The sequence below is a fragment of the Photorhabdus sp. P32 genome (assembly GCF_038085095.1).
In the GTDB taxonomy this organism is placed as follows: Bacteria; Pseudomonadota; Gammaproteobacteria; order Enterobacterales; family Enterobacteriaceae; genus Photorhabdus; species Photorhabdus luminescens.
In genome coordinates this window covers 21,993-45,594 of sequence record NZ_JAZGJN010000262.1, presented here as the reverse complement: position 1 = coordinate 45,594, position 23,602 = coordinate 21,993, and the positions used below count along the sequence as shown (strand labels likewise).

22 protein-coding genes are annotated in these 23,602 nt (G+C 43.5%); 15 read left to right on the top strand and 7 right to left on the bottom strand.

Translation table 11 applies throughout. The features are described 5' to 3' along the window. Positions 1-406 precede the first annotated feature (406 nt). Positions 407-1,621, top strand: coding sequence for a beta-ketoacyl-ACP synthase I (fabB, locus tag V2H77_RS11985; protein ID WP_341498959.1), 1,215 nt, complete (start codon positions 407-409; stop codon positions 1,619-1,621). Between the two features lie 552 nt (positions 1,622-2,173). On the opposite strand, the gene V2H77_RS11980 is transcribed toward fabB, so the two are convergent. From V2H77_RS11980 to V2H77_RS11970, 3 genes are read right to left on the bottom strand one after another with little or no spacing between them, the layout of a single operon-like run. Further along, on the bottom strand, positions 2,174-3,694 hold the full coding sequence (locus V2H77_RS11980) for a tripartite tricarboxylate transporter permease (RefSeq protein WP_341498958.1): 1,521 nt from the start codon (positions 3,692-3,694) through the stop codon (positions 2,174-2,176). Positions 3,695-3,704: 10 nt separating this feature from the next. Beyond that, a complete protein-coding gene (locus V2H77_RS11975; protein WP_132345653.1) occupies positions 3,705-4,136 on the bottom strand; it encodes a tripartite tricarboxylate transporter TctB family protein in 432 nt (143 codons plus the stop codon). Between the two features lie 13 nt (positions 4,137-4,149). Beyond that, positions 4,150-5,112: a Bug family tripartite tricarboxylate transporter substrate binding protein gene (locus tag V2H77_RS11970; RefSeq protein ID WP_394347072.1), complete on the bottom strand. Its 963-nt coding sequence runs from the start codon at positions 5,110-5,112 to the stop codon at positions 4,150-4,152. 398 nt (positions 5,113-5,510) lie between these two features. Here V2H77_RS11970 and V2H77_RS11965 point away from each other — a divergent pair, with 398 nt between their 5' ends. From V2H77_RS11965 to V2H77_RS11955, 3 genes are all read left to right on the top strand, one after another. Then, positions 5,511-6,155 (top strand): DUF7424 family protein, encoded by a 645-nt coding sequence (locus V2H77_RS11965; protein ID WP_341498957.1) that lies wholly within the window; start codon positions 5,511-5,513, stop codon positions 6,153-6,155. Between the two features lie 322 nt (positions 6,156-6,477). Continuing rightward, positions 6,478-7,155, top strand: a complete 678-nt coding sequence (gene tctD / locus V2H77_RS11960; RefSeq protein ID WP_265378574.1) for a transcriptional regulator TctD — start codon at positions 6,478-6,480, stop codon at positions 7,153-7,155. Continuing rightward, a complete protein-coding gene (locus V2H77_RS11955) occupies positions 7,142-8,563 on the top strand; it encodes a sensor histidine kinase (RefSeq protein ID WP_341498956.1) in 1,422 nt (473 codons plus the stop codon). Before tctD ends, V2H77_RS11955 begins: the two co-directional genes overlap by 14 nt. Here V2H77_RS11955 and V2H77_RS11950 read toward each other — a convergent pair. Continuing rightward, entirely contained in the window at positions 8,544-9,458 is a 915-nt protein-coding gene (locus tag V2H77_RS11950) for a DMT family transporter (protein ID WP_341498955.1), read from the bottom strand. The two genes, V2H77_RS11955 and V2H77_RS11950, sit on opposite strands and share 20 nt — an antisense overlap. 102 nt (positions 9,459-9,560) lie before the next feature. Here V2H77_RS11950 and V2H77_RS11945 point away from each other — a divergent pair, with 102 nt between their 5' ends. The 11 genes from V2H77_RS11945 (at position 9,561) to V2H77_RS11895 (ending at position 20,102) form a co-directional block, all read left to right on the top strand. Then, the gene (locus tag V2H77_RS11945; protein ID WP_341498954.1) at positions 9,561-10,334 is read left to right on the top strand and encodes an AraC family transcriptional regulator; all 774 of its coding nucleotides are present in this window, start codon (positions 9,561-9,563) and stop codon (positions 10,332-10,334) included. 89 nt (positions 10,335-10,423) lie between these two features. Further along, positions 10,424-11,551 (top strand): 4-phosphoerythronate dehydrogenase PdxB, encoded by a 1,128-nt coding sequence (gene pdxB, locus V2H77_RS11940; protein WP_341498953.1) that lies wholly within the window; start codon positions 10,424-10,426, stop codon positions 11,549-11,551. A gap of 51 nt (positions 11,552-11,602) precedes the next feature. Next, entirely contained in the window at positions 11,603-12,613 is a 1,011-nt protein-coding gene (locus V2H77_RS11935; protein ID WP_265378570.1) for an aspartate-semialdehyde dehydrogenase, read from the top strand. A gap of 41 nt (positions 12,614-12,654) precedes the next feature. Continuing rightward, complete coding sequence (gene truA / locus V2H77_RS11930) at positions 12,655-13,449, top strand: tRNA pseudouridine(38-40) synthase TruA (protein ID WP_341498962.1); 795 nt, start codon at positions 12,655-12,657, stop codon at positions 13,447-13,449. Positions 13,450-13,495: 46 nt separating this feature from the next. Continuing rightward, positions 13,496-14,185 (top strand): DedA family protein, encoded by a 690-nt coding sequence (locus tag V2H77_RS11925; protein ID WP_341498952.1) that lies wholly within the window; start codon positions 13,496-13,498, stop codon positions 14,183-14,185. A 102-nt stretch (positions 14,186-14,287) separates the two neighbouring features. Then, positions 14,288-15,232: an acetyl-CoA carboxylase, carboxyltransferase subunit beta gene (gene accD / locus V2H77_RS11920; RefSeq protein ID WP_341498951.1), complete on the top strand. Its 945-nt coding sequence runs from the start codon at positions 14,288-14,290 to the stop codon at positions 15,230-15,232. Continuing rightward, entirely contained in the window at positions 15,225-16,523 is a 1,299-nt protein-coding gene (gene folC / locus V2H77_RS11915; RefSeq protein WP_341498950.1) for a bifunctional tetrahydrofolate synthase/dihydrofolate synthase, read from the top strand. The genes accD and folC overlap by 8 nt, the downstream gene beginning before the upstream one ends. Further along, positions 16,513-17,196 (top strand): cell division protein DedD, encoded by a 684-nt coding sequence (dedD, locus tag V2H77_RS11910; protein WP_341498949.1) that lies wholly within the window; start codon positions 16,513-16,515, stop codon positions 17,194-17,196. Before folC ends, dedD begins: the two co-directional genes overlap by 11 nt. A 235-nt stretch (positions 17,197-17,431) precedes the next feature. Beyond that, positions 17,432-17,938, top strand: coding sequence for a colicin V production protein (gene cvpA / locus V2H77_RS11905; protein WP_265378565.1), 507 nt, complete (start codon positions 17,432-17,434; stop codon positions 17,936-17,938). A gap of 14 nt (positions 17,939-17,952) precedes the next feature. Continuing rightward, positions 17,953-19,470 carry an amidophosphoribosyltransferase gene (purF, locus tag V2H77_RS11900; protein WP_139656319.1) on the top strand — a complete coding sequence of 506 codons (1,518 nt, stop codon included), beginning with the start codon at positions 17,953-17,955 and terminating at the stop codon, positions 19,468-19,470. Positions 19,471-19,517: 47 nt separating this feature from the next. Further along, complete coding sequence (locus tag V2H77_RS11895; RefSeq protein ID WP_341498948.1) at positions 19,518-20,102, top strand: UbiX family flavin prenyltransferase; 585 nt, start codon at positions 19,518-19,520, stop codon at positions 20,100-20,102. Here V2H77_RS11895 and V2H77_RS11890 read toward each other — a convergent pair. From V2H77_RS11890 to V2H77_RS11880, 3 genes are all read right to left on the bottom strand, one after another. Then, positions 20,083-20,997 carry a TIGR01777 family oxidoreductase gene (locus V2H77_RS11890; RefSeq protein ID WP_341498947.1) on the bottom strand — a complete coding sequence of 305 codons (915 nt, stop codon included), beginning with the start codon at positions 20,995-20,997 and terminating at the stop codon, positions 20,083-20,085. The genes V2H77_RS11895 and V2H77_RS11890 overlap by 20 nt on opposite strands. A 136-nt stretch (positions 20,998-21,133) precedes the next feature. Then, positions 21,134-21,754 carry a GSH-dependent disulfide bond oxidoreductase gene (gene yfcG / locus V2H77_RS11885; RefSeq protein ID WP_341498946.1) on the bottom strand — a complete coding sequence of 207 codons (621 nt, stop codon included), beginning with the start codon at positions 21,752-21,754 and terminating at the stop codon, positions 21,134-21,136. 297 nt (positions 21,755-22,051) lie between these two features. Then, a complete protein-coding gene (locus V2H77_RS11880; RefSeq protein ID WP_341498945.1) occupies positions 22,052-23,581 on the bottom strand; it encodes a hypothetical protein in 1,530 nt (509 codons plus the stop codon). Between the last annotated feature and the right edge of the window lie 21 nt (positions 23,582-23,602).

The following is a 23,602-nucleotide window of genomic DNA, read 5'->3' as shown; positions in this document are numbered from 1 at the left end:
TAATTAGCAAGAAATTTAATAAAAATAGCAGGTATATCAACTTCTATATAAATATAAGCCTACTAATCATTATTTGTATGCTTGATAAGTTCATATGTATTGCATTGGTATTATTATCCTTAGATTAAATTTTCGATGGAAATTAAAAGTGTTTTTTGATCTTATTGTTTGCCAAAATAATTCCCATCTTAAATTTATTTTTATCTATTAAAATTCGAATGTTTTTTACTGTATTCTATGAAAATTAACGGTTATTTTTACGTGAAAACATATTGGAATTCTTTAGGGGACAAATTTTTCTTCGTAATTTTATCCTGATCGGACTTGTTCAGCGTACAAGTGTACGCTAAAGTGCTACTATAGTAGATCGAAATCCCGCAGATAAACATAGTTAATGAGGTATTTGATGAAGCGTGTAGTAATCACTGGCTTGGGTATTGTTTCCAGCATTGGTAATAATCAGAAAGAAGTACTGGCATCTCTGAAAGAAGGCCGCTCCGGGATAACTTTTTCTGAGAAATTCAAAGAGATAGGAATGAGAAGCCATGTCTGGGGTAATGTAAAACTGGATACCGCGGGGTTAATAGACCGAAAAATTCAGCGTTTCATGAGCGATGCTTCTGTTTATGCTTATCTGGCGATGGATGAGGCAATTAAAGATTCTGGCCTGACTGATGATCAAGTTTCCAATATTCGTAGCGGATTGGTAGTGGGTTCTGGCGGTGGTTCTCCATATAACCAGGTTGCGGCTGCTGATGGTATGCGTTCTCGCGGTTTGCGTGGTGTGGGACCTTATATGGTAACCCGCGCGATGGCTTCCGGTGTGTCAGCTTGTCTTGCAACTCCTTTTAAAATCAAAGGAGTAAACTATTCAATTAGTTCTGCATGTTCTACTTCTGCTCATTGCATTGGTCATGCGGCTGAACTTATTCAGTTAGGAAAACAAGACATTGTTTTTGCCGGTGGTGGTGAAGAGCTGTGCTGGGAAATGAGCTGTGAATTTGATGCAATGGGCGCACTTTCAACGAAATACAACGAAACGCCGGAAAAAGCGTCCCGTACTTACGATAAGGGCCGTGATGGTTTTGTTATTGCTGGCGGCGGCGGTATTGTTGTTGTGGAAGAACTAGAGCATGCACTGGCACGCGGCGCACACATATACGCTGAAATTGTTGGTTATGGCGCAACATCTGATGGCGCAGATATGGTTGTTCCATCTGGCGAAGGTGCGGTTCGTTGTATGAATATGGCGTTGCAAGGTGTGCAAGGTTCCATTGATTATGTGAATACGCATGGTACTTCTACTCCTGCGGGTGATTTGAAAGAGTTGGAGGCGATCAGGGAAGTCTTTGGTGATACGACACCGGCGATTTCTGCAACAAAAGCGATGACCGGCCATTCACTGGGCGCTGCTGGTGTACACGAAGCGATTTATAGCCTACTGATGTTGGAGCATGGTTTTATTGCACCAAGTATTAACATTGAAGATCTTGATGATAAAGCGGCAGGCATGAATATCATCACTAAACCTACTGAACAAAAGTTGAATACGGTGATGTCCAATAGTTTTGGTTTCGGTGGTACTAATGCTTCTTTGGTGATGAGCAAGTATTTAGGTTAATTCCCTTCATCACAGACTATTTCGGACCGTGTGTTCAAACAACAATGGTCGTTATTTGATGCATCTTGGGTGACCGCGTACAGCGAGTCACCTCCATTCCCGTTTTTGTGTGCTGTCCGCATCATTAACTCTTCTGTTACCTAATTCACATAAAGAAAAATGTATGGGACTTTGGCGATAAAACGCTGGAAGTTGTAAGATGATGCGCCTATTTGCTTGTTTCAACAGAAAAGACCATTGTTAATAACATTGAACACTCAGCATCATTTGATAACTATTTAACAGTTGTCGGAAATGTTGAATCACCGATTTGGTAAAGATAATATTTGATTAAATATAGTATTTTACCAAAAGGGGACTTTTACTATTAATGTTGCAGCAAACTTGGTGTGTTGTATTATCATTTATAAGAGTGAATCCAAACCTATTTTTCTGAATTTTGATTTTGTGTGAAATATAATGTGAATACGGAAATATATTCTTATTACGGTAGCAAAGCCCATAATATTTTTATGATAATTATGGTTTTGTAATATTATGGGCTTTTGCTTATTACGCTTTGTTTTCAGTAGCGATTTGTTGAATACGGCGCTTACGGATAATTCGTAATATTGGTGGAATAATCAGAACCAATGCTGCCAGTATCAATAAACTCTGAGTAATTGCGCTACTCCATAGAATGCTAAATTCTCCATTACTGATAGAAAGTGCGCGACGTAAATTTTGTTCCAGCATTTCCCCCAATACGAAACCTAGGATTAATGGCGACATCGGGAAATTCATCTTTCTCAGAATGTAGCCGAAAACGCCTAACCCTACCATTAACAGAAGATCAAATGTTGTACTGTGTATGGCATATACACCAACCGCTGAAACAGTAGCAATAGCTGGAACAAGGAACCAGAGTGGAATAGTGAGCATCCTTGTAAACAGACCTATCATTGGGATATTCATGATCAGTAGAATAACATTGGCAATTAATAAAGCCGCAATTAATCCCCAAACGATATCCGGCTGTTCAGTAAACATCCCTGGCCCCGGCGTAATGTTATAGAGCGTTAAAGCCCCCATCATAACGGCAGTGGTGCCTGAACCTGGCACTCCTAATGTTAGCATTGGAATAAAGGAGCCACAGGCCGAAGCATTATTGGCCGCTTCTGGCGCTGCTACGCCGCGAATATCGCCTTTACCAAATGAATCGCTATTCCCACTGAGTTTCTTCTCAGTCATATAGGTAATTGCGCTGGCAATTGTCGCTCCTGCGCCAGGCAAAATACCGACAAAGAAACCGATAAGGGATGATCTAAGCGTTGGTATAGCGCATTCAGCCGCTTCCTTACGATTAAACAGCAAACGGCCTGTTTTGCGGATAATTGTTTGGCCGGTTGAGGTGTTCTCTAGCATCAGCAGAATTTCGCTAACAGAAAACAGACCTATTACTACAACAATAAATTGAATGCCATCTGACAGATGAACATTGTCGAAAGTAAAACGGTAAACCCCGGTGTTGGCGTCTACTCCGACAGTTGCCAGACCTAATCCGATTAATGCTGCTAATAGTGATTTCAGCGGATTCTGACTCATCATGCTACCCAGACAAGCAATAGCAAAAACCATAAGTGCGAAATATTCAGCAGGGCCGAAAGCCAGTGACCACTGCGCCAGTAATGGCGCAAACAAAATAATGCCGAAAATTGCCAGCAAAGAACCACAGAAAGAACTAACTGCGGAAATAGACAGCGCTACGCCCGCACGGCCTTGTTTAGCCATCGGATAACCATCCAAGGCGGTCATAATGGCAGCGGCATCACCGGGAACATTTAGTAGAATCGATGATATACGCCCGCCATACTCACAACCGATATAAACGGTCGCCAATAAGATCAGGGCAGATTCAGCAGGCAGTTTTAAAGCGAAAGCCAGCGGCAGCAGAATCGCGACGCCATTGATCGGCCCAAGCCCCGGCAATAGTCCAACAATGGTACCGACAAAGCAGCCAATTAAAGCAATAATCAGGTTTTGCGGCACCATTGCAACTTCAAAACCTTGACTGAGATACATCCAGGTTTCCATAAATTCTCCGTTAGTTGAGCCAGCTACCAAGAGGCAGGGTTACGTCAAGTAAGCGGTCAAAGGCGAAATAGAACGTGACGCCAAGGAACACCCCAGAAATGATTGCCGCAGGCAGTGTTGCGTTAAACAACAGTGCGACACTAAATGTCAGCAGCGTTGTAGCCAGAGGAAAACCAAGCCACTCAAATGACCAACCATAGATAACTAAAGAGAGAATCAACAACATTAGGCGGCGGATAACAGGGGCGCTAGGCCAATTACTTTGTTCTGGTTTTTTGAAAAGTAGTAGTAAGGCACAGAGTGCCATCAGAGACAGAATGATCATTGGGAAAGGTCTGGGCCCCAGAGGTTCATAAGTGTATTCACTCTGAATGCCCCAACCAATAACCATCCCAATGGCACAGAGCACTAACCAGATAGTAGCAAAGATACGATCGCTCATAATGATGACTCTATTATTTGGCTAAGCCAAAAGCTCTGGCTTGTTCACGATATTGTTCAACCTGTTTTTTCACATAGCTATCCAATTCTTTGCCGGTCATGTTGAATTCGAACAACCCACGGATATCACGTTGTTTTTTAAAAGCATCTGTTTGTTGTAGTTTATTGAAAGTATCAACCCACCATTGATACTCTTCGTCAGAAACTTTTGGTCCCATATAAAATCCGCGGATAATCGGCCATACCAGGTCATAACCTTGCTCTTTGGCAGTAGGAATATTGGCTAAGTCACCATCCAGTCGTTTATCTGCATAGACAGCCAAAACCCGGATTTTGTCTCCATTCAGGTAAGGCACCATCTCACTCAGATCACCAGAAACCGCCTGAATATGATTACCTAGCAGAGCGGTGACAGGTTCACCGCCCCCCTCAAAAGCGACATAACGCATCTTGTGAGGATCAATACCGACCTCTTTTGCCAGTAGCGCGGTTTTCATCCAGTCCTGACTACCGATAGAAGCGCCAGCGCCAAATACAATGCTGTTAGGATTATCCTTGAAAGCGTTCATCAAATCGTTCAGGGTGCGGTAAGGTGAATCGGCACGGACAGCGATCATTCCATAATCAGTACCAACACTTGCCAGCCAGCGCACATCATTAACGTTATAGCGGCCAAATTTTCCCTGAGACAAATTGAGCAGAGAGCCGCCGGAGAAGGCGACAATGGTGCCCGCTTCAGCAGGTCGTTGCGCGACGATAGCATTGTAAGCGACAGCGCCGACGCCACCGGGCATAAAGGTGACACGCATGGGCTTGCTGATCTCTTTCGTATCCAGTAATGAAACTTGGATCAGCTTGCAGGTCAGGTCAAACCCGCCGCCTGGTTTTGCAGGGGCAATACATTCCGTTCTGTTAGGCGCACTGGCGGCAAAAACACTGCTTGTGCCAACAAATAGTAAAGCAGTTGCCGCTAACATCTTGATTGTTATAGTTTTCATTTTGCTTGCTCTCATCAATACCTGTGTAAGATACAACCATTACAAATGGCCCTGGTTGATTCAATTAGTAATAACAAAACCTTTCATTTACCTTTCATTAACAAGAAAAGTTGTTGATATGTGATTTTAATCGCTTAAATTTGCGTAGTGTTTCGCATTAATGAGTTAATAAATAGCTACAGGCTTTCTTTTTCGTTTTGGTTTGTTGTAAGTTTCTCGTAGTTTTGATGTTGCTCTGTTTTACTCGCTATAACTTTACATTCGGTTAGGAGGGTATCATGCAAATGGTAATTATTTATTTATGCAATGTGTTAGATTAAACAGAGAATTATTGAATATAATCAGACTTTATCTTGAGGAAATCCGATATTGAGGAAATGATGAGAAAATTGATTCTTTGTAGTGTCATGGCTCTTGCTTTAGCAGGATGTAAAACAGAACTCAGCACCTCGGTGTCGGTTAACCAACTGTTATCTGAACAAGTTAAAACAGTGGCATCTGATTTGTTGGTTGAAGTCAGTGCTTGTGGTGATTATAAAGATTCCAGACAGTCATCAAAATCTTTGTTAGACGCTCAGGAAAAAGTACCGGCTATTTTTGCCGATGCGGAATACGTGGAATGTTTTAGAAAAAGTATGGATTCATTTGCTCACTTTAAAATTCCTGTGAGTGTGGGGAATTCAAGTGTGACTGGTTCTACTAAGGGTATTCATCTTTACGGTAATGGCGCAGATATCCTGGCGATAAGCATACCAAAAGAGATGAAGAAGAAAATTAACCAGATGGATAGTTCAATGGCATCAAAGACCAAAATCTCAATTAATATTAAGAATGATACAGATAAGGTTTTAAAAATGACGGGCTTATCCGCATTTCTTAATGAGAAAGAGCCGATGGTGATATCGAGTTTTAGTTTAAAAGTAGGAAGTGAAATAAAACTCACTTTGTCTAATGTCTCGGTGGCATCTGCATTGGATGAACGTTTTGATTTTACCCCGGTACTCATGGCAATATCTGAGTAAATGGAAGCAGTAATATAAATCTATTACTTGATTCAGTATGACAGAATATCCTGTTATTTATAGCGTGGTATTTTGGCATGAGAATGGAATTGAGTCAGTGTCTGACTATTTTTCAGGAAAATAGGTGTGGTGATATAAACTGAAAATATAGTTATGTTTGTAATTATATACCCAATGGATTTCAAGATGCATCGCGACGGCAAAGGAGCGAATCCCCGGGAGCATAGATAACGATGTGACCGGGGTGAGTGAGTGCAGCCAACAAAGAGGCAACTTGAAAGATGACGGGTATATTTATATGAATCGGTTAGATATTTAAAATATGCGTTTACTTTTGGTGGAGGACCACCCTGAATTATTGCACTGGTTGCAAAAAGCACTGAGTAGTGCGGGGTTTGCTGTAGATGTTGCGAGTGACGGTATCGTCGCTGATCAATTATTGCAGACAGAAAACTATGCATTGCTGATTTTGGATGTTTCTTTGCCGAGGCTAGATGGCCTTTCATTGTTGGTTCGTTTGCGGAAACGTGGACAAAATTTGCCAGTATTATTATTAACGGCGAAGGCTGATGTTTCCGATCGAGTAAAAGGGCTTAATTCTGGTGCTGATGATTATCTGACGAAACCTTTTGATTTACAGGAATTGGAAGCACGTATCCGGGCATTACTTCGGCGTAGTGCAAATGTGCTACAGGAGACGCTGACATTCGGTTCTCTGGTTTATCAGGATGATGGTTACTTTGTTTTGGACGATGAGCCATTGGCTTTGACACCAAGGGAACTTTCGGTTTTGACAACATTGTTCCATCGTCGAGGGCGGCCTGTTTCTAAACAACAGTTATTTGAACAGGTATTTGCATTGTTAGATGAAGCAAACCCACAAAGTATTGAACTTTATATACACCGGATTCGAAAAAAATTGTCAGGTAGTAATGTGGGGATCAGTACATTACGGGGATTAGGTTACCGTCTGGAGTGCCAGAAAGATGACATGGTTTAGAGTACCGAACTCATTGTTTCATCAGTTACTCTTGTTTTTTGGCGTTCCGCTATTTTTGTTGGGTTGTTTATCGGTCTGCACCCATTATTTCAGTGCAGAGAATGCGGCGACGTTAGCTTATGATCGTACTTTATTGGCATCTGCTCGAACTGTGGCGGAACGGCTGACCGTTAAGGATAACCAATTAATTGTCGATGTACCTTATGTGGTTCTGGATAGTTTTGAGCGAAATATGAATGATCGGCTGTTTTATCAGGTGTTGTCTCCTGAAGGGGAAATAATTTCCGGTTATGATGATTTGCCTTTGATACCTAAAGATACGCTTCGCTCCAATTTATACACCGCTTTGGTTTATTTTTATGATGCTGAATATCATGGCCATCCTATTAGGGTTGCTGCCCTTTATCAGCCAATCAATGAAGGGGGAATGATGGGAATGGCGTTGATACTGGTTGCTGAAACAGTGGCTTCCCGTCATTATCTTGCTCAACAATTATTAATATCATCTTTGATGAGCCAGGGAACAGTGGTTGGGTTGACTCTGATTCTGGCTTATTTTCTGTTGAAACAGTTACTTAAACCACTACATAAACTTTCTGGCGTCATGGCCCGTCGTCCCGCTAATGATCTCACTCCGCTGCCGGATATATTGCCTTGGTCAGAACTTTCCCTATTATTATATGCATTTAATCGTTATATAGAGCGATTGAAATTGATGGTGAGCCGGCAGGAGAGATTCAGTGCGGATGCTTCTCATCAACTCAGAACGCCATTAACGGTATTAAAAACTCAAGTAGCGGTAGCGCTTGCCAGCGAAGATCCCGCGCAATGGAAAGAAAGCTTACAGGCTATTGATAGTACATTGGATAATACTATCTCTCTGACGGATCGTTTATTACAACTCTCTCGTTTGAAAGCGCATGAAAAAGAGGCGGTTAGGGATTATAGACCGGTCAATTTGGTTGAATTGTTGCAACAGGCATGTTTTTCTCGTTTGCAACAGGCTGAAAGTAAGAATATTGATTTGGGGTATGAAGGCGAAAGTGCTCAATGGATCAAGGGAGAACCGGTATTACTGACAGAAATGTGCGCAAACTTATTGGACAATGCTATTAAATATACGCCGGAAGGCGGCATTGTCACGGCTAGAGTGATTCTCAGCTCTTGTAAGGCATACTGTTATTTGGAAGTGGATGACAGTGGGCCGGGGATTGCTAAAGAAGAAGTCAATTTGTCGCTGATGGCTTTTAATCGTCTTGATAATGCTGCGGGGCATGAAGGGGCAGGGCTGGGATTAGCTCTGGTGAAAGATATTGGTATTTATCATGGCACTTATCTCCAATTACTGCCCAGTGAAACACTGGGCGGCTTATTAGTGAGAATTCCTTTCAGGCTTTCTGATGATTAATTTCCTGAGATTTTTCTGTTTTACGGCTAAAAAGAGGAATACGTAATTGTTGTGCCAGTATGACTCCTAGCAGTGTTATGCTGCCGCCGATCAGATGGTAACTGTGTATTTTTTCATGCAGAACCAGAATAGCGATAATCGCTGTAAATATCGGCGTTAAATTCATAAATATGGCAGCAGTATTAGCGCCAAGCTTTATGACACCCTGTATCCATAAATAGGGAGCAATGATCGAGGCTGGAATACCAGCGAATAAGACTAACGAGATATTATTGGCATTCAATTGAACATCTTTGGTCAACAGGAAATTCGGCAGTAATAGCAGGACGCCAAAAGCAATCTGTACATACAGGGATTGCCAGTTGGGTAATGGAATAGACCAGTGTTTGGTTAACACGCCATAGAGTGCGTAGGAGATGGAAGCAATCAACATCATCAATTCACCACGGCCTAAACCGTGTTGCAATAATGATATGGGATCACCGGCGCTGATCAACCAGACTAAGCCAGACAGAGATAAAACGGTACCAAGAGCAATCCCGACAGTGGGGACAACACGTAAAACAAATATACTGATGACGATAGTTAAAAGAGGAATCAATGAACTAAGAATTCCCATAAATGTTGCACTGATACTGTGTGCAGCGTAATAGGCCAGGCTTTGATAAAGTACCATACCAAGTGCGCCAAGAATTAATAATTTCCACCAATGTTGACAGATTATTTTCCATTGGCGAATAACGGATAGTACAACAAAGGGTGTTAATGTGAGAAAGGCTAGGAACCAGCGATAAAAAGAAATTGCGGCCGGATCAATAACTGTAGCGGAGGCTTTGCTCACCACGGCATTAATTGACCAAATCAGGACCGCCAGAAAAGGGAAAATCATATTCATATAGGTAAGTCGCATTGAGATAAAAATGAGTGTTTAGTCTAATGGTGTCTGTTTTATTATATATAACGATAATCAGCCAATGGATAAGGCAATTGAGACAATATGACCGAAAAACTTCATGTTCCTGTAGAAGCTATGGATATTCCGACCAGTATCTCTTTCCGTAGCGAGTTATTCAGTGCGAATACCGAGTGTTTACGTCATACCCATCCATTCGGGCAACTTATTTATGTTGTTTGTGGTGTCATGGCAATGAATGCTGGAGGACAACATTTCTTAGCTCCACCGCAATTCTGTGTCTGGATACCGGAAGGAATAGAGCATTCAGGGTATAGTAGAAAAGCAATGAGATTCAGGGCAATAGATATTTCTCCTGAATGGGGGAAATTATTGCCGAATACTCCTTGTATTATCCGGCTTAGCTCCATATTCAATGCGATCATGACTGATTGTTTTGAACGTAAATTGAGAATACCAGAAACAGAACAGGATTTACGGTTAGCCCAAGTGCTGATTGATCAGCTAATTCAATCCTCTGTTCAGCATACCTATCTGCCTTCATCTAAAGATAAACTTTTGGCGCCGATATTACAGGAACTTGAGAGTAATCCGGCGGATAATACGCCATTAGCGCAATGGGCAAAACGGCGTTATACCTCGGAGCGTACTTTGTCACGGCGTTGTCAGCAAGAATTAGGCATGTCATTTAGCGAGTGGCGGCAGCGGTTACGGTTTTTACATGCTATCTCTTTGTTGGAACAGGGGAAGACTGTTAATGAAGTTGCCTTTGATGTGGGTTACAGCTCATCTTCTGCGTTTATCGCTATGTTCCAGCAATTGGCGGGTACGACACCGGAGCGTTTCAGGAAAAGTTAACAACAAAAGAAGCCGTTATTATGGGTTTTGTTATGATTAAATGGCAAAATAGTTCGCTGCCTCTGTTTTAATGCCACAGGATGGATTAAGTGAAGATTCTGGTTGATGAAAATATGCCTTATGCTGATCAACTATTTCAGCAATTGGGGGATGTGCAAGCTATTCCGGGGCGTCCAGTGCCGGAAAGTGTACTGGATAATGCTGATGCCTTTATGGTCCGTTCAGTGACTAAAGTTAATGAAGCGTTGCTGAAAGGCAGCGCGGTAAAATTTATCGGTACAGCTACCGCAGGGACTGACCATGTGGATCAGTCGTGGTTATCTCAGGCTGGAATTGGGTTTTCAGCGGCGCCGGGATGTAATGCTATTGCTGTGGTTGAATATGTTTTCTCAGCGTTAATGTTGTTGGCTGAACGTGATAATTTTGAGCTTAAGGATAAAGTGGTCGGAATCGTTGGTGTCGGTAATGTCGGCAGTAGACTGGCGCAACGGTTAGCTACTCTTGGTGTGCGGACACTCTTATGTGATCCGCCAAGAGCTGCCAGAGGAGATGCCGGCGAATTTTGGTCACTGGAAAAATTAGTCAAAGAGGCGGATATTCTGACATTCCATACGCCATTGAATAAATCGGGCCCATATAAAACACACCATTTAGTGGATGCTGAATTATTGTCGGCTTTGCCGGATAATCGTATATTGATTAATGCCAGCCGCGGTGAAGTTGTTGATAATCAAGCATTGCTTACCGAGTTGAAACGCGGCAAGAAACTTCGTGTTGTTCTGGATGTCTGGGAGCCGGAACCTGATTTATCTCTGCCATTACTGGAATTAGTTGATATTGGTACACCGCATATCGCGGGTTATACCCTGGAAGGCAAAGCGCGTGGTACCACACAGGTATTTGAAGCTTACTGTGAATTCCTCGGTCAACCCCATACAGTGGCTCTATCTGATCTATTGCCGGAGCCGGATTTCAGCCGGGTTACCCTGCATGGGAATGTGACTCAAAGCACACTGAAGCGGCTGATGCATTTAGTGTATGATGTGCGCCGCGATGATACCCCATTACGGCAAGTCGCCAGTCAAAAAGGACAATTTGATTATCTGCGTAGAAACTATTTAGAACGTCGGGAATGGTCATCTCTGACGGTATGTTGTGATAACAAAAAGAGCGCTGAGTTGCTAGCCGCTCTTGGTTTCAGTACAGAACTGATTTAATTCGTGCGGAAATATATCTGCATGTCAAAAAGATAGATGGAGAAAACCAACATGTCAGAAGGTTGGAATATTGCCCTGTTGGGTGCGACAGGGGCAGTAGGTGAAGCGATATTGGCGTTATTACAAGAGCGTCAGTTTCCTGTTGGTGAATTGTATCCTCTCGCCAGTGAGCGCAGTGCCGGTGAAAGTCTGCGTTTTAATGGTAAAAATTTTGTTGTTGGCGATGCGGCTGATTTTGACTGGTCGCAAGTACAACTCGCTTTTTTCGTGGCTGGATTGGAAGCCACGGCACAATATGTTGAAAAAGCGACAGAAGAAGGTTGCTTGGTGATTGATAGCAGTGGGTTGTTTGCTATGGAACCAGATGTACCTTTGGTTGTTCCAGGAGTGAATCCCCATGCTCTGGCGGATTATCGTAACCGAAATATTATTGCCTTAGCAGACAGTATGACCAGTCAGGTACTGACAGCCATTAAGCCGCTGGTGGATGTTGCAGGAATGGCACGTTTGCATTTGACTAATCTGTTCTCTGTTTCTGTTCACGGCAAAGAGGCAGTTGATGAATTAGCGGGGCAGAGCGCTCGTTTACTTAACGGCATCCCACCGGAGCCGGGGCGTTTCAGTAAGCAACTGGCATTTAATCTTTTGCCGTTGCCAACAGATGTTGAAGGTTCTGTGCATGAAGAGCGCCGTCTTGTGGATCAAATACGCAAAATTTTGCAGGATGAGGGACTACCCATTTCAGTGAGTTGCGTTCAGTCTTCCGTTTTTTACGGTAATGCTCAGGTAGTCCATTTGGAAACATTGCGTCCGGTTGGGGTGGAAGAAGCTCGAGAAGAATTAGAGCGGATGGTTGATATTAACGTTGCAGACGAAAGCGATTATCCGACTCCAGTGACAGAAGCATCGGGTAATGATGCGCTGAGTATTGGTTGTCTGCGCCATGATTATGGTATGCCGGAAGTATTACAATTCTGGTCTGTGGCCGATAACATCCGGTTTGGTGGGGCGTTAATGGCGGTTGAGACAGCGGAAAAATTGATTCAGGAGCAATTTTACTGATGTTCGGTACAGAACAAACAGAATCTGTGCCGGGTTCAAAAATGAAAATTGCCTTGGGAATTGAGTACGATGGCAGCCGATATTATGGCTGGCAACGTCAGCAAGAAGTGAAAAGTGTTCAAGGATGCCTTGAGGAAGCATTATCAAAAGTCGCTGATGAACCCATATCGGTATTTTGTGCTGGTCGAACCGATGCTGGAGTACATGCAACAGGGCAAGTTGTGCATTTTGCAACGTCTGCTCAGCGCAAGGATGCCGCATGGACAATGGGCGTGAACGTACACTTACCGCCGGATATTGCTGTTCGTTGGGTGAAAAACGTGGATGAGAGTTTCCATGCCCGTTTTAGTGCAACTGCCCGGCGATACCGTTACATTATTTTTAATCATCGTTATCGTCCGGCAGTGCTGGCTAATGGCGTGACTCATTTTCACTATCCATTGGATGAACAGCGGATGCATCAAGCAGCGCAATGTTTGTTAGGGGAAAATGATTTTACCTCTTTCCGTGCGGTTCAATGCCAATCTAAAACACCTTGGCGTAATATGATGCATATTAATGTCAATCGTTATGGGCATTATGTTGTCATAGATATTAAAGCCAATGCTTTTGTACATCATATGGTGCGTAATATTGCCGGTAGCCTGATGGAAATTGGTTGTGGGAATCAGGATATTAATTGGATGGCCCAGTTGCTTGCTTTAAAGGATCGGACGAAAGCCGCTGCGACGGCAAAAGCGGCAGGGTTGTATCTGGTTGCTGTTGATTATCCAGAGCAATTTGATTTACCTGGCGCTGTTATGGGACCTCTGTTTTTGGCAGATGATCTGATTTAACATTTTTAGTTGCCGACACGGATGTTTTGGCATAGCGGGGAATATTATGGAGTTTATGACTCATTTTGTTGATTTTGCTAAATTTATTATTGATTTCATTCTCCATATTGACATTCATTTAGCCGAATTGGTCGCACAATATGGTAATTGGGTATATGGCATTCTGTTTCTGATTTTATTTTGTGAAACAGGATTAGTGATTACTCCGTTTCTGCCGGGAGATTCGCTGTTATTTGTTGCTGGCGCTTTAGCGGCTTTGGGCTCAAATGATCTGAATGTACATCTCATGGTGGTATTGATGATTATTGCGGCTGTTATTGGTGATGCGGTGAACTATGCTATTGGTCGCATCTTTGGCGAAAGGTTATTTACGAATCCAAATTCAAAAATTTTCCGCCGCAGTTATTTAGATAAAACACATGAGTTTTATGAAAAGCATGGTGGGAAGGCAATTATTTTGGCGCGATTTGTGCCGATTATCAGAACATTCGCACCATTTGTTGCAGGTATGGGGAAAATGTCTTATCGTCGTTTTGCTGCTTATAACGTGATTGGCGCACTAGTTTGGGTACTGTTATTCACCTATTCTGGTTATATATTCGGTGATATGCCAATGGTACAACAGAATTTGAAACTGTTGATTGTCGCTATCATCTTTATCTCAATCCTGCCCGGAGTGATTGAAATCTGGCGTCATCGTCGTACTGTGATGAAGCAGAAGACCGATAACCGGTAACAGGTTTGAGCAGTTTTTTATCCACACTGTAATAGCATTGTGGTTTAATGGCACACAATAACAAAACTGGCATAAGCCAGATTCAGACGGAAAGATCATTCAATGAGCTGGATTGAAAAAATTCTTAATAAAAGCAACATTACCCAAACTCGTAAAGCGAATATCCCAGAAGGAGTTTGGACTAAATGTGATAGTTGCAGTCAGGTGCTCTACCGTGCTGAGCTAGAGCGCAATCTTGAGGTTTGTCCTAAATGTGATCATCACATGCGTATTTCGGCGCGTACCCGATTGGCTACGTTACTTGATGAAGGAATAACGACGGAATTAGGGGAGGAATTAGAGCCAAAAGATATTCTTAAATTCCGCGATTCTAAAAAGTATAAAGATCGTATATCAGCGGCGCAGAAGCAAACCCAAGAGAAAGATGCGCTGGTCGTGATGAAAGGTACCCTGAGTGGTATGCCAGTTGTTGCTGCCGCTTTTGAATTTGCATTCATGGGCGGTTCTATGGCTTCGGTTGTCGGCGCCCGTTTTGTTCGTGCCGTAGAACAAGCATTGGCAGACAATTGTCCTCTGATCTGTTTTTCTGCCAGTGGCGGCGCTCGTATGCAAGAGGCATTGATGTCACTGATGCAGATGGCGAAAACCAGTGCTGCTTTAGCAAAAATGCAAGAGCGCGGTTTACCTTATATCTCTGTCATGACCGATCCGACAATGGGTGGTGTTTCAGCAAGTTTGGCGATGTTGGGCGATGTCAATATTGCTGAACCAAAGGCATTGATTGGTTTTGCCGGGCCACGGGTAATTGAGCAGACGGTTCGTGAAAAATTACCGTCTGGTTTCCAGCGTAGTGAGTTTTTGCTGGAAAAGGGGGCGATTGACATGATTGTTCGTCGTCCTGAAATGCGTGACACACTTGCCAGTTTACTTTCTAAACTGACTCATCAGTCGCAACCAGGTACTAAGCCAATTGTTGCTGAATTTGTGGCAGAACCTGCTGATGTTGAGGCGGATATTCAAATAAATACCAATAAAGAAGATGTCTGATACTTTACAAATTCCTCAAGCCACGTCGCCATTGATGACGTGGCTTTCCTATCTTGGAAACCTGCATACCAAGGCCATTGATATGGGGCTTGAGCGTGTGGGGAAACTTGCCCGAACTTTGGACTTGGTTAATCCCGCGCTTAAAGTGATAACTGTCTCTGGCACCAATGGTAAAGGCACCACTTGTTGCACGATAGAATCTATTCTGTTGGCGGCCGGGCTGAGAGTAGGGGTTTACAGCTCCCCGCATCTTGTTCGTTATACCGAAAGAGTTCGTATTCAGGGGAAAGAGTTACCTGAACAGGAATTCTGCCGTGTATTTGCGGATATTGAATTTCGTCGCGGCGATATTTCACTGACTTATTTTGAATATGGCACATTGGCGGCTTTGCAACTGTTTAAACAAGCTTGTCTGGATGTGGTCATCTTAGAAGTAGGCTTAGGTGGGCGACTGGATGCGACAAATATTGTGGACGCCGATATTGCCGCTATTACCAGTATTGCAATTGATCATATTGATTGGTTAGGGTCAGACCGCGAGCATATTGGTCGTGAGAAAGCGGGGATTTTCCGTAAAGATCATTTTGCCGTAGTGGGTGAGCCAGATATGCCATCTTCTGTTGCGGAAGTTGCGGATGAATTAGGAGCCAAGTTGTTCCGCTGTGGCATTGATTGGCGTTTCTCTCAACAGGATAAAAACTGGCGCTGGCAATCTGATGATAGGCAATTTAGCAATCTACCTTTACCAAATGTTCCTCTGATGAATGCCGCAACGGCAATGGGTGTTATTTGTTGCCTGTTACGACAAGACGATAAAGTTAGTCGGGCTATTAATGAGAGCGCCATCCATCAAGGGTTGCAAAGTGCACAGTTGCCTGGGCGTTTCCAGATAGTTCGTGAAAATCCATTATTGATCTTGGACGTGGCGCATAATCCTCATGCGGCGGCGTATCTGGTACAGAAACTGGCCCAATTGTCCCGTCAGCCGGGTAGTAGAGTCCTTGGTGTCGTGGGTATGTTAGGTGATAAAGATATTGCCGGTACACTGACTTGCCTGTCACAGCAAATAAATAAGTGGTATTGCGCTCCGTTGACTGAATTTCGTGGCGCCGATGCGCAGACACTGGCTCAGTATCTTGAACAACCTCGGTTATTTACTGATGTGGAAAGTGCCTGGCATCAGGCGATGGTTGATGCTAATGAGCAAGATATTGTTGTCGTTTGTGGTTCATTCCACACAGTAGCGCATGTTATGGAGGCTCTGGACAGGGAGAAAGGAAGTGGCAAGTAGATTTCAGAATCGTTTGGTTGGTACCATTGTCTTGGTAGCATTGGGTGTCATTGTGCTGCCTGCGTTGTTAGACGGCAATAAGAAATATAACGAAGATAAATTTGCATCAATTCCCTTGGTTCCAAAGCCTGGGGATGAGCAAGAAATTGAATCTATACCTCCTCTTAATCCACCAATATTATCAATGCCTCTGGAAGATGAGACAGAGGCATTGCAGCCAGAAACACTGGAGCAGCCGGAAATACCATTGGTTGCCGCTCCTCAGCTCGCGCCGATAGTCCCTCCTGCTGTTCAGCCAGAAATGAAGCCCCAACCACAGATTAAGCCTGAACCAAAACCAGATACTAAGCCGCCAGCACCGGCGCTTAAACCTAAACCAGACATTAAGCCAGAGCCGAAACCTGAAGTTAAGCCGGTTGAAACAGCCCCACAAGGGCAGGCTTACATCGTACAACTGGGTGCTTTGAAAAATGCCGGAAAGGTAGATGAAATCGTTGCCAGACTACGTTTGTCTGGTTATCAGGTTTATACGGTTCCTTCATCTCCGATTCAGGGTCAATTAACGAGAATATATGTTGGCCCGAATGCTTCTAAGCAACAACTTGACTCGGCATTATCAGAATTGAAAAGTTTGACTGGATTACAAGGGCAGGTAAGGAGCTACAGGCCGTAATAGTTACAGATTGTAGTAAAAGTGAGTGACGCCTATGTGACGAATAGGATAACTGCCATGAAGAAGTAAATATTCATGAAGCAGTAAATATTAAGTGACTGAGGTGATGATGATTATTTGAATTCGCCGCCCAACTATTTTTAGTGGGATAGGAAATCTTGCTACGCAAACGTTTTCGTTTTCTGTTAGAATGCACTTGAAACGGATGCCGAGGTGTCTATTTTGGAATTAAAATATGGTTTGGATTGATTACGCTATTATCGCCATTATTGGCTTCTCGGCATTAGTTAGCCTGATTCGTGGGTTTATTCGTGAGGCATTATCACTGGTCACTTGGGGATGTGCTTTCTTTGTGGCAAGCCATTTTTATACTTACTTAGCGGTCTATTTCACCCGTTTTGAAGATGAATTGGTGCGTAACGGGATCGCTATTGCGTTGCTGTTTATTGCTACTTTGATTGTCGGTTCTGTGGTGAACTATGTGATAGGTTCTCTTGTGCAACGGACTGGATTGTCAGGTACTGATCGCGTACTGGGGGTCTGCTTTGGGGCATTACGTGGTGTGTTGATTGTCGCGGCTATCTTGTTTTTTCTGGATACATTTACACCATTAGCTCGAAGTGAGGATTGGAAACAATCACAATTGATCCCACAGTTCAGTCATATCATTAGGTGGTTCTTTGACTACCTGCAAAATGCGTCAAGTTTCTTGCCGGAGAAATATACCTCTCCGTTTGGCTGATGAGGAAAAACTACATGTGCGGTATTGTTGGTATCGTCGGTTTTACACCGGTTAACCAGTCGATTTATGATGCGTTGACGGTGCTTCAGCACCGTGGGCAAGATGCTGCGGGCATTGCCACTATTGATGGTAACAATGGGTTTCGTTTACGTAAAGCCAACGGCTTAGTGAGAGATGTGTTTGAAGCCCGGCATATGCTGCGTTTACAGGGAACGATCGGGATTGGTCATGTTCGCTACCCGACAGCGGGCAGTTCCAGTGCATCGGAAGCTCAACCGTTTTATGTGAACTCTCCATTTGGTATTACACTAACACACAATGGTAATTTGACGAATGCTCATGAGTTGAAGAAAAAGCTGTTTGAGAATGCCCGTCGCCATGTGAATACCACGTCAGATTCTGAGATTTTGCTCAATGTTTTTGCTAGTGAACTGGATTGCTTCCAGCATTATCCATTGGAGCCTGACAATATTTTTGCGGCAGTAGCGGCGATGCATAAACAGGTGAGTGGCGCTTATGCCTGTATTGCGATGATTATTGGTCATGGATTAGTGGCTTTCCGTGATCCGCATGGTATTCGTCCGTTGGTTTTAGGTAAGCGTACTTTAGATGATGGCCGTAATGAGTATATGGTCGCTTCTGAAAGCGTTGCATTGGATACGCTAGGCTTTGAGTTCCTGCGGGATGTCGCCTCAGGTGAAGCAATTTATATCACTGAACAAGGCCAATTATTTACTCGTCAATGTGCTGAAAATCCTTCTTTAACTCCTTGTTTATTTGAATTTGTCTATTTGGCTCGCCCGGATTCCTTTATTGATAAAATTTCGGTTTATAACGCCCGTATACGGATGGGACATAAACTAGGGGCGAAAATTGCCCGTGAGTGGGAAGATTTGCATATTGATGTGGTTATTCCAATCCCTGAAACATCTTGCGATGTCGCGCTAGAAATTGCCCGCATACTCGGTAAACCTTATCGTCAGGGATTTGTGAAAAACCGTTATGTCGGTCGGACATTTATCATGCCTGGGCAACAGGAGCGCCGGAAATCAGTCCGCCGTAAACTGAATGCCAATCGCGCAGAATTCCGTGATAAAAATGTACTACTGGTGGATGATTCTATCGTGCGTGGTACAACGTCAGAACAGATTGTTGATATGGCTCGTGAAGCGGGCGCGAAGAAGGTTTATCTTGCTTCGGCAGCACCGGAAGTGCGTTTCCCGAATGTTTATGGCATTGATATGCCCAATGCAAATGAACTGATTGCTCATGGGCGTGAAGTGGATGAAATTCGCCAACTCATTGGTGCGGATGCATTGATATTTCAGGATTTAACCGATCTGATCGACGCTGTTCGTGAAGAAAACCCGGATGTTGATGGGTTTGAGAGTTCAGTATTCAATGGCGTTTATGTGACTAAAGACGTTGATCAGACTTATCTCTATTATCTGGAGAATCTGCGTAAAGACGATGAAGTAAAACTGAATAACCAGAATGAAATCGAAAATCTGGATATCTATAATGAAGGTTGATGACCTTCGGGTTTAGGTAGTTGTTCAGTGTTTGGCATGAGGGAAAAATGAAAAGATTGATAGTAGGGCTTACAGGAGCAAGTGGGGCCATTTATGGTGTAAGGCTACTGCAAGTTTTACAACCAGTTGAAGGGGTGGAAACGCATCTGGTTATCAGTCATTCCGCTCGCCAGACACTGGCGCTTGAAACAGATTATAGTTTACGGGATGTGCAGGCGCTGGCTGATGTTGTATATGACAACAGAGATATTGCCGCTGCCATCTCTTCCGGTTCATTTAAAACTTTGGGCATGGTAATTTTGCCATGCTCAATGAAAACCCTTTCAGGTATTGTTCACAGTTATACTGATGGATTAGTGACCAGAGCGGCAGATGTCGTATTGAAAGAAAGCCGTAAGTTAGTGCTTGGAGTGAGAGAAACGCCGTTGCATTTGGGGCATCTTAGGCTGATGACTCAAGCGGCAGAAATTGGCGCGGTGATCATGCCGCCTGTGCCTGCATTTTATCATCAGCCCCAACAGATTCAGGATATTATTGACCAGACGGTTAACCGAGTGCTTGATCAGTTTGATATCGAGCTGCCTCATGATCTATTTACCCGCTGGCAAGGGGCTAAAAACGTTGAGATTTAGGGCTTAATAGATCTTCAAACGCTTCTTTTAGCTGAAAATAGCGGAAGCCAAAACCTGCTTGTTCCAAGTTATGCGGTATTGCCTGTTGTCCGCCTAGTACCAGTGCCGCAGCTTCTCCCATCAGTAATTTCAACACAAAAGCAGGTGTTCGAATAATGGCAGGGCGATGCAATACTTCTCCCAACGTTGCGGCAAATTGATCATTATGCACTGGATAAGGGGCGGTCATATTAAAAGGGCCACTCAAACCAGGCGTCATTAACAGGTAATAGATGCCATTTACCATATCATCAATATGAATCCAGGGCAGATACTGTTTTCCGCTCCCCATAGGGCCGCCAAGCCCAAGACGGAACAAGGGAAGCATTTTTTTCAGCGCGCCGCCGTTTTTTGCCAGTACGACACCAGTGCGTAAAAGACAAACACGGGTTTTATCGCTGGCTGCCTGTAATGCAAATTGTTCCCACTGCTTACATAGCTGATGAGTAAATTCATCATGGGGTGGCTCATGCTCTGTAACGACTGTTTGATTCTGATCCCCGTAATAGCCTACCGCAGAGCCGGAAATAAAGACTTCTGGTGGTGTCTGACTGGCATTAATTAGCTTGCTGAGTTGTTCTGTTAATGTCCAGCGACTCTGACACAGCTTCTCTTTTTGAGTTGAAGTCCATAGTTTGTTTGCTATGGGTTCGCCAGCAAGATTAATAACGGCATCAAAATCATTGAGATCGGTTTTATCTTTCAGGCTGGTCCAGCATTCAGCTTGATTGCTGAATAGAGAATAAACTTTTTGAGGTGAGCGGCTCAGAATGGTAATGGCATGGGATAGGGAAAGAAGTTGGCAAACCAAACGGCTACCAATCAAGCCTGTTCCTCCAGTGATTAAAATACGCATAACCACTCCTATAACCTAAATTGTTGATATAAGAACTATAGCATATAGCCGGGATATAAGGGCTGATGATTAAAGATATCGCTATCTGTCAGCTTGATCAAGTTTCGCGGGGAAATAGTTACCCCGCAGACAGGTATTAGGCTTTGCTATAAGCAATTTGAGTGGCGGGGCGTTGACTAATAGTATCAAACCATTTTTTCACTGCCGGATAATCGTTCAGATCAATATTCTGACGTTCATAGGCACGAACCCACGGATAAGTAGAGATATCAGCAATACTGTATTCTTGACCGCCTAAATAGGGCGTTTTTTCCAATTGAGTATTCAGGACTTGATACAAGCGCTTTGTCTCTGCCTGATAACGATTAATCGCGTAAGGGACTGTCTCCGGCGCGAAGTGATTAAAATGGTGATTTTGCCCTAGCATGGGACCAAAACCGCCGACCTGCCAAAACAGCCATTGTAGGCTTTGAATACGCTCACGCATATCTGTGCTGAGGAACTTGCCTGTTTTTTCTGCCAGATAAGTAAGAATGGCGCCAGATTCAAAAATAGCGATAGGTTTGCCGCCATCGATTGGTTGCTGATCAACAATAGCGGGAATCTTATTATTAGGCGAAATGGCGAGAAATTCAGGTTTGAATTGATCCCCAGCGCCAATATCAACTCGGTGAAGATTATAGGGAAGGCCAGCTTCTTCCAGGAAGAGTGTAATTTTATGGCCGTTTGGCGTTGGAGCATAATACAGATCGATCATGGAACCTCCAGTGGAACACGTAATTGCATCACACATTATCATTAATTTGTGCAGGGTGTAAGATATGTTAATACCCTTCCTCTGGTCTGAGACTGACGATCATTACCGTGGATAGGTTGTCATCTTGGTTTCTTTGATGTCTCTTTTCATTCCCAGCTATATTAACTGCCCTGCATGTTGTGGCGGTGTTGATTTGTTAACACAACAGAGCCTGAGTAATGATCTTCCTGAGCAGTACGACAGGAAGATCTATTGATAAAAGAAATTGATCAGCTTTTCCTCTGGAAAAAAGAGTACTTATCTGGAGCTTGTTTTTATACTGCCATCGGCGTTAACTGTTGCCCGACTTCCGCCGTACAGATCTTTCCTGAAAGTAGAGTAATCTGTGTGGACATCATCACGTCTTTCTAATTGTGCCGATATGTCTTGGCTAGATACGCTAAATCCTTTGGCATGTATAGGAGAAGAAAAAGGTTCGGTATAGAGATTCAATCCCCATTGAGGTGCTAAACCGTGGTTAGCCGCGCCTAAATTAACTTCAATCATAGAATGATGATTATCATCAACCAGATAACCTGTTGCTAGCCATCGAGTGAGTTCTTTCATTTCCCGCTCCCCACGTTGAATTGACTGATCTGCTGATTCGCCGTTAGTAGGCGTACCTAAAGCAAGATCATTTTTCAGGCCCGCCCCCAACAATCTGGCCGCAGTAATAAAACGATCTGTGGTGCCGGAAGGTGCGGCGACCGTTGGCAAATTATGTAAAGCTGCATCCTTGGAAAATCCTGTATCTTCTTTCACATTCCAAACAGCAAAACCGTTGCCTCGTTGTACGATAATGTTTTCCTTAGCTAATTCTTGATGTGCTTTGACAGGTTCTGACCGACCAAATTGATAGTCAGTTCTGTCCAGTCGATTGCGGGGATTTAAACTGGCAAATGCCAATTCCCGACTGGTCAGACGATCATTGGCTCCAAGTGAAGCGGCAGTTGACCAGACGCTATCCTTACCAGGAGCTGATGCCCTGAAATCATTCTGGACTTTTGTCAGACTATTGCCAGCCAGAGCAGGGTTACTGATAACTTCTTGCCCATTTACCTGTTTAGTCACCTGATATAATTCGGGGTTTTCAGAGGCGTTAAATTTATTTTCATTTTTGAAAGTGTAGAGTGCCAATTGATCTGGTAAGGGCTTTTCCTTAGTGGAGCCGCGGGCTGGCGCAAAGTTTTTACTTTCCAGATAACCAATATCAATTATATCCTTGAATTCTGATTTCAATTCAGGTGATGAATAGATTTTCTCCAGAGTATCCCGGAAATAAGCTGAGTTGGTGAGATCATAGTAAGCAGTGGCTTTTTCCCTCAATGTTAGCGGCTCTGTACCTGCTCTATCAGGTCTGGCGCCATTTTGCCGTGCTTCGCTAATGATTCGAGTAAATCCACCTGCGCCAAGCTGGCCGACAATACCAAAACCGGGTTTATCACCGGTATAGGCATTAAGCATTTTAGTGATTGCGGTTAACTCATTACCCTCCGCCCGAACAAAAAGTTTCACCAGGTTGGATAAGAGAGAATCAACGGTTTTATGGGCGGCGGTGCTTTCGCTGGCTAAGCGGGAAATATTGGCTTCAATTTGTTTGTTGGTCACAACGGATTTTTCATTCCATCGTGTGATAGTAGAGGTCGGCGCTGTAAGTGGATTATCAATGGTATTATTCAGCAATGGTTCACAGCATTGGCAAGTTTTATCTGTTGCCGCTGGTTGATGCAATTCATTTTGAGGAATATCAATCCTGGTATTGGCTCTTTGTATTGAAAAATCTGGCATATCTTTTCTCCATTATTTTAT